This window comes from Neisseria sp. HMSC061H08, assembly GCF_001836795.1.
In the GTDB taxonomy this organism is placed as follows: domain Bacteria; phylum Pseudomonadota; class Gammaproteobacteria; order Burkholderiales; family Neisseriaceae; genus Neisseria; species Neisseria subflava_A.
In genome coordinates, this window is sequence record NZ_KV830577.1 from 43,858 (window position 1) to 51,242 (window position 7,385).

Below are 7,385 nucleotides of genomic sequence, written 5' to 3' on the forward strand. Positions count from 1 at the left end.
ACTTCCTCAATGTGCCTCTTCCCAATTCATACCCACGCCCACTTCTGCCACCAGCGGCACGTTCAACATCCCTTCGTCCACTTTCGCCATAATCTGCGGCAATTTTTCTTTCACTAAATCCAGTTCGGCTTCGGGTACTTCCAACACCAATTCGTCATGCACCTGCATAATCAGTTTGCTTTGCATGAGGTCGCCTGAAAGCCAGTGGGATACGTCTATCATGGCGCGTTTGATGAGGTCGGACGCGGTGCCTTGCATGGGGGCGTTGATGGCGGCGCGTTCGGCTCCGGCGCGGGCGTTGACGTTTTTGTTGTGGATGTCGGGCAGGTAGAGGCGGCGGCCGAACAGGGTTTCAACGAAGCCTTGTGCGGCGGCTTGTTCTTTGGTGCGCTGCATGTATTCGGCGACGCCGGGGTAGCGGGCAAAGTAGCGGTCGATAAAGTTTTTAGCGGAGATGTTGTCAATGCCCAATGATTTGGCGAGGCCGTATTGACCCATGCCGTAAATGAGGCCGAAGTTGATGGTTTTGGCGTAGCGGCGCTGTTCGGACGAGACGTTTTCGGGGGCGATGCCGAATACTTCGGCGGCGGTGCGGCGGTGTACGTCTTCGCCGTTTTGGAACGCGGCGATGAGGGTTTTGTCGCCGGAGAGGTGCGCCATGATGCGCAGCTCGATTTGGGAATAGTCGGCGGAAACAATGACGCTGCCTTGCGGTGCAGTAAAGGCGCGGCGCACGCGGCGGCCTTCGGCGGTGCGGATGGGGATGTTTTGCAGGTTGGGGTTATTGCTGGCGAGGCGGCCGGTAATGGCGACGGCTTGGGCGTAGGTGGTATGCACGCGGCCGTCTTTGGGGGAAATCATTTCGGGCAGTTTGTCGGTGTAGGTGGATTTGAGTTTCGCCAAGCTGCGGTTTTGCAGGATGATTTTGGGCAGGGGGTAGTCGGGCGCGAGCTGTTCGAGCACGGCTTCGTTGGTGGAAATGCCGCCTTTGGCGGTTTTTTTCAGGCCTTTGGTGGGGATGCCCATTTTGTCGAACAGGATTTCTTGCAGCTGTTTGGGCGAGTTGAGGTTGAACGGCTGACCTGCGGCGGCGTAGGCTTCTTGTTCGAGCTTCATCAGCTCGGCGCCAAGTTCGGCACTTTGGCGGGCGAGTTCGGCTCGGTCGATTTGTACGCCGTTGCGCTCCATTTCAAACAATACCTGCGCGACGGGCAGCTCCATTTTTTCATACATTTCAAGCTGTTTGTCGTCCATTTGCGCGCGCAAGTGCGCTTCGAGGCGCAGGGCGAAATCGGCGTCTTGGGCGGCATATTCGGTCGCCTGCCCGATAGCAACATCAGCAAAACTGATTTGCTTCGCACCTTTGCCGCACAGCGATTCGTAGGTAATGGTTTCCAAGCCGAGCCAGCGTTCGGACAATTCGTCCAAGCCGTGTCCGAGATGGCTCTCGATGATGTAGGAAGCGAGCATAGAATCGCCGGCAATGCCGTTCAGGGCGATGTCGTAGTTGGCGAAAACGTGTTGGTCGTATTTGAGGTTTTGCCCGATTTTTTTCAGGGCGGGATTTTCCAAATGCGGTTTCAGACGACCTAATACGTCTTGCAAATCAAGCTGTTCGGGCGCGGCAGTCAGGCTGTGTCCTACAGGGATATAAACTGCTTCGCCTGCTTGGAACGCGATGCTGATGCCGACCAGCGAGGCGTTCATCGCGTCTAATGACGTGGTTTCCGTATCGATGCCGATGGTGTCCGCCTGCAACAGTTTGTCCAACAAGGCGGCAAACTGCGCTTCGGTGGTAACGGCTTGATAATCCAGTTTTTCAGGAGCTGGAGCAAGTTTGGGTTGTTTTTCCGGCTGTGTTTCCATCGCCAATGCGGCCTGTTCGCCGATATGCTCGCTGCCGAACAAATCTGTGTTTTGCGCTTCGTGCATACGGCTTTCCGCCTCTTTCAGCCAAGTGCGGAAGCCCCAGCGTTTGAAATCGACAACCAGCTGCGCCCATTTAGGCGTAGTACGGCGCAGGCTTTCGAGGCCGTCTGAAAGCTCGGAGTGCAAGTCCACATCGGTTTTAATCGTTACCAAATCATACGACAGCGGCAGTTGTTCCAAAGCGGCTTGCAGGTTTTCGCCCACTTTGCCTTTGACTTCGCCAGCGTGTTCCATCACACCGGCCAGCGAGCCATAAGCTTCCAACCACTTCACCGCGGTTTTCGGGCCGCATTTTTCCACGCCCGGCACGTTGTCCACCTTGTCGCCCATCAGCGCGAGATAATCGCGGATTTGGTCGGGACGCACGCCGAATTTTTCCTTCACGCCTTCAATGTCGAGCGTTTCGCCGCTCATCGTGTTCACCAGCGTCACACGCTCGTTCACCAACTGCGCCATGTCCTTATCGCCGGTGGATACCACCACGTTCCACCCTGCTTCGCTAGCCATCTTAGCCAAAGTGCCGATAACGTCGTCCGCTTCCACCTGCGGAATCACCAATACCGGCCAGCCCATCAGGCGCACCAAATCCGGCAAGGCTTCCGCCTGCGGGCGCAAATCGTCCGGCATCGGAGGACGCGTCGCCTTATAGTCGGGGAACATCTCGTGGCGAAAATTTTTGCCCTTCGCATCAAACACCACCGCGCAATAGTCGTGTACATAATCCGCCCTCAACCGGCGCAGCATGTTCAACACGCCATACATCGCCCCAGTCGGCGCACCGTCGGGCGCAGACAAATTCTGTCCCATAGCATGATAGGCGCGGTAAAGATAAGAAGAGCCGTCAACGAGAAGGAGTGTGGGTTTGTTGGACATGGAGAACCTGCTGTGTGTATGAAAATAATGTACGGATTATAAAGGAAAAGGCCGTCTGAAAACCGAAAATCAAGTTTCAGACGGCCTGATGTTTACATAAATATACGGTTTCAGGTATTGCGCCGCAGAATCCCATCTTGTATATTTGTATTCAAATGAATACAAACCAAATCAAACGAATATGAATGCAACGAACCGTATCCCAATTAGTGTGCGCATCACTCAAGAAGATGCTGATTTTATTGCCGAACTCAAAATCGAAGGTGCGAATACGCCGTCTGAAAAAATCCGCGAATTGCTCAAACTGGCTCGCTTGGCGCATACGCAAACACGCGATTACAGCTCCGCACTGACGGCGCAGGAGCAATTTTTCCAAGCGGCAAAACACGAAATCTTGCACGCTGAAAAACAGGCCGGAGTGCATTCGCATATCGTGGCGAGGTTGTTTGAACAGCTTCCCGACTTAGGTGCGACGCTCGCCGCCGACCTGCCCGAAGAAGCTGACCTCGACGATTTGAAAAAATACGAACGCGAACTGATGTGGCGCATCGTCCGCCTCACCGACAGCATCCTACAACTCGCCGTAACCGGCAAAGGCGCGGCATATGACGATACCGTGTTGCAACAGCTTGAAAATACTTTGAAACTGGCGAAGATTGTGCAGCAGGCAAATGAAGTTTAAGACTGCCGCCATACCAAATGAAACAAACACATTTTAGTGAAAGGAAAATCCAAATGAGCGAAACCCTATCCCGCCGAGTAGGCCGTCTGGTGAGCGGCGGTTTTCATGCCCTGATTGATGCGGCGGAAAACCTCGCGCCTGAAGCGGTCATGAACGAAAGCATCCGCGAAATTGAACGCGCAGTAGATGAAGTGCGTACTGAATTAGGCAAAGTGTTGGCGCAGAAACACCTTGCCGCCAAGAAAATGGCCGATGAAAGCAACCGCCACGAGGCCATCGATGCCAACCTGCAAACCGCCGTAAATGCTGGTCGCGATGATCTTGCCGAAGCGGGTATCGCCGAGCAGATGGACATCGAAGCGCGTCTGCCCATCTTGGAAAACACCATTGCCGACTGTGCCGCACAAGAAAAAGAGCTCGAAGGCTTTATCGCCGCCCTGCAGGCGAAAAAACGCGAGATGCAGCAGCAGTTGCAAGACTGGCATGCCGCACAGCAAAGCATGGGTACAGGCAAAACAGCCGGTGGCAACGGTAGCGACCTCAACCGCATTGCCCGTGATGCTGAAAAAAGCGGCAACGCTTTCGACCGCGTGATGGGTCGTCAGAACGCGGTACACAACAGCACCGATGCGGCGCAGTTGGCAAAGCTGAAAGAACTGGAAGACTTAAGCCGCAACAACCGCATTGCCGAAAGATTGGCGGCATTGAAAGCAGGGAAATAAGATGAATTTTGTTAATAAGATTTATGAGCTTGCTGAGCAGATTGCTTACCGCCATAAGATGTTGAATCACCATGCTGCATGGTTGCTGTTATCAACTATCGCGGTTTGGTCTCTTAGTGATAATCACCCCATACCCGCAATAGTTGCTGCTATTTTAATTATGGGATTCTATGCTGTTATTATTATGAATGACATGAAGACAAAATATGGAGACAAATTAATTGCAGATGGACGGAAAGTTTCTATTGAAAAAGCCATAAAATTGTTAAAAACCGAAATCTTGGAAAAATGTGACAACCAAGAGCAGCAAAAACTCTTAGATTTATTGGAGAAGAAATGCCTAACTCAAATACAGTTTAAAAACTTCTTCAAGCACCGTTTATTTTGGATTGCATATATCTTTTGGGTGTGGATGCTTTTAGATTTACTTATATTAAATAGATAAAATCCAAACAAACCCCACCAACATTAAAAATGTATTATTCCAAATACAACTCCAATAAAGAAAAAATTAAAAAGAATAAGGAAATGCAATATGTGGAATCTAATCAACGCCCCCGAAACTGAAATCTTCGGCATTGCCATTGCGCTGATGGTTTTGCTCGGTGTGTTTGAAATCATTTCCATGCTGGCAGGCGGTATCAGCGACTGGTTGGACAACCTGTTGCCCGACAGCCTGACCGAAACTGCGCACGCCGAGGTCGGATTGGATGTGGCGGACGCAGGCATATTCGTGCGTTTCCTGAGCTGGCTGTATGTCGGACGTATCCCGGTGTTGATGTTGATGGTGGTGTTTCTTGCCGTATACGGATTGACGGGTTATCTGTTTCAGACGGCCTTTGCCACTGTATTCGGCAGTTATCTGAATGGCACGCTGGCAGCAGTCATCGTTTGGTTTCTTTCCCTGCCCTTGGTGCGCGTAACGGCTAGCGGTTTGTACAAAATTATGCCGAAAGATGAAACCACTGCCGTTTCGCAGGAAAGTTTAATCGGCCGCCTCGGCACAGTGGTGTTGGGCGAAGCTCGGGTAGGCAATGCAGCGCAGGTGCGCGTGAAAGATGCTTACGGCCAACAGCATTATGTGATGGTAGAGCCTGACTCTGATGATGTATTGAAACAAGGCGATGCGGTATTGCTGGTGTCGTTGGACGGAAATACATTTAAGGCGATTTTAAATCCAAGCGGCAGCTTGGTGGATTGAAGCCGTCTGAAACCGCTGATTCATCGATACGGGAAAAATAGATACTTTACCGCCCTATCCTCACCATCTGGAAATTTGAAATAACAATTAGAAAAACAACCATCCTATTATTTCAACCCATATTTTTAACCCTTTCAGACGGCCTCTTTCCCTCAAAGCCTTCTGAATCCACCGCCCTCAAAGGCATATTAACAAGAAGAAAGGAAAAACCATGAACTTGGTCTCCATCGGCACCATCGCCGGCGTCATACTCGTCGCGCTAATTGTACTCGGCCTCATCCTGACCCGTCTGTACCGCCGCGCCAGCAAAGAAGTCTCATTTGTCCGTACCGGTTTTGGTGGCGAAAAAGTCATCATGAACGGCGGTGCGATGGTGCTGCCCGTGTTGCACGAAATCATCCCCGTCAACATGAATACACTGCGCCTTGAAGTACGTCGCGCTGCCCAACAAGCATTGATTACCCGCGACCGTATGCGCGTTGACGTGATGGCTGAATTTTACGTCCGTGTCAAACCCAGCGCCGAGAGCATTGCGACCGCCGCACAAACGCTGGGTATGAAAACCATGTCTCCCGACGAGCTGAAAGACCTCGTCGAAGGTAAATTCGTTGATGCCCTGCGTGCTGTTGCCGCCGAAATGGCGATGGAAGAGCTGCATGAGAAACGTGTTGATTTCGTTCAGAAAGTGCAACAAGTCGTGAGCGAAGACTTGTTCAAAAACGGCCTTGAACTTGAAACCGTTTCCCTGACCGGCCTCGACCAAACCAGCTTTGAGTTCTTCAACCCGCAAAATGCGTTTGACGCGGAAGGTTTGACCAAACTGACCGAAACCATCGAAGGCCGCCGCAAAAAACGCAACGAAATCGAACAAGATACCGACTTGGCGATTAAAACCAAAAACCTCGAAGCCGAGCAGCAACGCCTGAAAATCTCGCGCGAAGAAGAATACGCCAAACTCGAACAAGAGCGTGAGATTGCCGTCCGCCGCGCCGAACAAGAAGCCAGCATTGCCGAACAAGAATCTCAGAAAAAACGCGAGGCGGAAGAAGCGAAAATTGCCGCTGAACGCGAAGTGGATTTGAAACGCATTGCCGCCGAACGCGACATTAAAAACGAAGACATCCGCAAAGCCCAAGCCGTCGAGCAGGCAGAGGTTGAACGCCGCAAAGCCATCGAGTTGGCCGAACAAGACCGCGCCATCGCCGTTGCCGAGAAATCGCGTGCCGAATCCGAAGCCAAGGCCGAAGCCGACAAAGCACGCGCCGCCGCCGTTCGCGAAGAAGAGAGCGTGATTACCGTACGCGAAACCGAACGCGCCGAACGTGCCAAAGCCGTCGAACTGATTGCCGCCGAAGAAGCCGCGCAAAAAGACGCTATTTCGCTCACCGTCGCCGCTGAAGCTGAAAAACAAGCTGCACAAGACCGAGCTGAAGCCGTGCGTATCGCCGCCGAAGCCGAAGCCGAGAAACAACGCCTGCAAGCCAAAGGTGAAGCCGATGCCAAAATCTTGTTGGCGCAAGCGCAAGAGCAACAATATAAAGTTGATGCCGAAGGTACCCGCGCCGTCAACGAAGCCGCTAACGTGCTGAGCGTTGAGCAGGTTGAAATGCAAGTCCGCCTTGCCCTCTTGAAACACCTGCCCGACATCATCCGCGAATCCGTCCGCCCAATGGAAAAAATCGAAGACATCAAGATTTTGCAAGTCAATGGTCTGGGTGGCTTTGCCGGTGGTGCAAACGGCGCGGAAGACGCTTCAGACGGCCAAACCACACAAGCCAGCCTTGCAGACCAAATGGTCAACAGCGCCCTGCGCTACCGCAGCCAAGCTCCGTTGGTTGACGGTCTCTTGAAAGAGTTGGGACTGAATGGTGGCGACATCAACGGTCTGACCCAGGGACTGGATAAAACCATCGACTAATCATAAACAGATACCGTCATAATGGTTTAAAGGCCGTCTGAAACTTTTCAGACGGCCTTT

The 7,385-nt window shown here is 52.3% G+C and carries 6 protein-coding genes; 5 read left to right on the forward strand and 1 reads right to left on the reverse strand.

Annotated features, from left to right (window positions below; genetic code table 11):
• Window positions 1-6 precede the first annotated feature (6 nt).
• Window positions 7-2,802 carry a DNA polymerase I gene (gene polA, locus HMPREF2675_RS07515; protein ID WP_070814611.1) on the reverse strand — a complete coding sequence of 932 codons (2,796 nt, stop codon included), beginning with the start codon at window positions 2,800-2,802 and terminating at the stop codon, window positions 7-9.
• 181 nt (window positions 2,803-2,983) lie between these two features.
• Between polA and HMPREF2675_RS07520 the strand changes: the two genes are divergently transcribed.
• The 5 genes from HMPREF2675_RS07520 (at window position 2,984) to HMPREF2675_RS07540 (ending at window position 7,325) form a co-directional block, all read left to right on the forward strand.
• Window positions 2,984-3,484, forward strand: coding sequence for a hypothetical protein (locus HMPREF2675_RS07520; protein WP_049344991.1), 501 nt, complete (start codon window positions 2,984-2,986; stop codon window positions 3,482-3,484).
• 53 nt (window positions 3,485-3,537) lie between these two features.
• On the forward strand, window positions 3,538-4,206 hold the full coding sequence (locus HMPREF2675_RS07525) for a PspA/IM30 family protein (RefSeq protein WP_049344990.1): 669 nt from the start codon (window positions 3,538-3,540) through the stop codon (window positions 4,204-4,206).
• 1 nt (window position 4,207) lies between these two features.
• Entirely contained in the window at window positions 4,208-4,651 is a 444-nt protein-coding gene (locus tag HMPREF2675_RS07530) for a hypothetical protein (RefSeq protein ID WP_049344989.1), read from the forward strand.
• A gap of 90 nt (window positions 4,652-4,741) precedes the next feature.
• Window positions 4,742-5,407 carry a YqiJ family protein gene (locus tag HMPREF2675_RS07535; protein WP_070814612.1) on the forward strand — a complete coding sequence of 222 codons (666 nt, stop codon included), beginning with the start codon at window positions 4,742-4,744 and terminating at the stop codon, window positions 5,405-5,407.
• Window positions 5,408-5,618: 211 nt separating this feature from the next.
• Window positions 5,619-7,325 carry a flotillin family protein gene (locus HMPREF2675_RS07540; protein WP_070814613.1) on the forward strand — a complete coding sequence of 569 codons (1,707 nt, stop codon included), beginning with the start codon at window positions 5,619-5,621 and terminating at the stop codon, window positions 7,323-7,325.
• The last annotated feature ends 60 nt before the right edge of the window (window positions 7,326-7,385 follow it).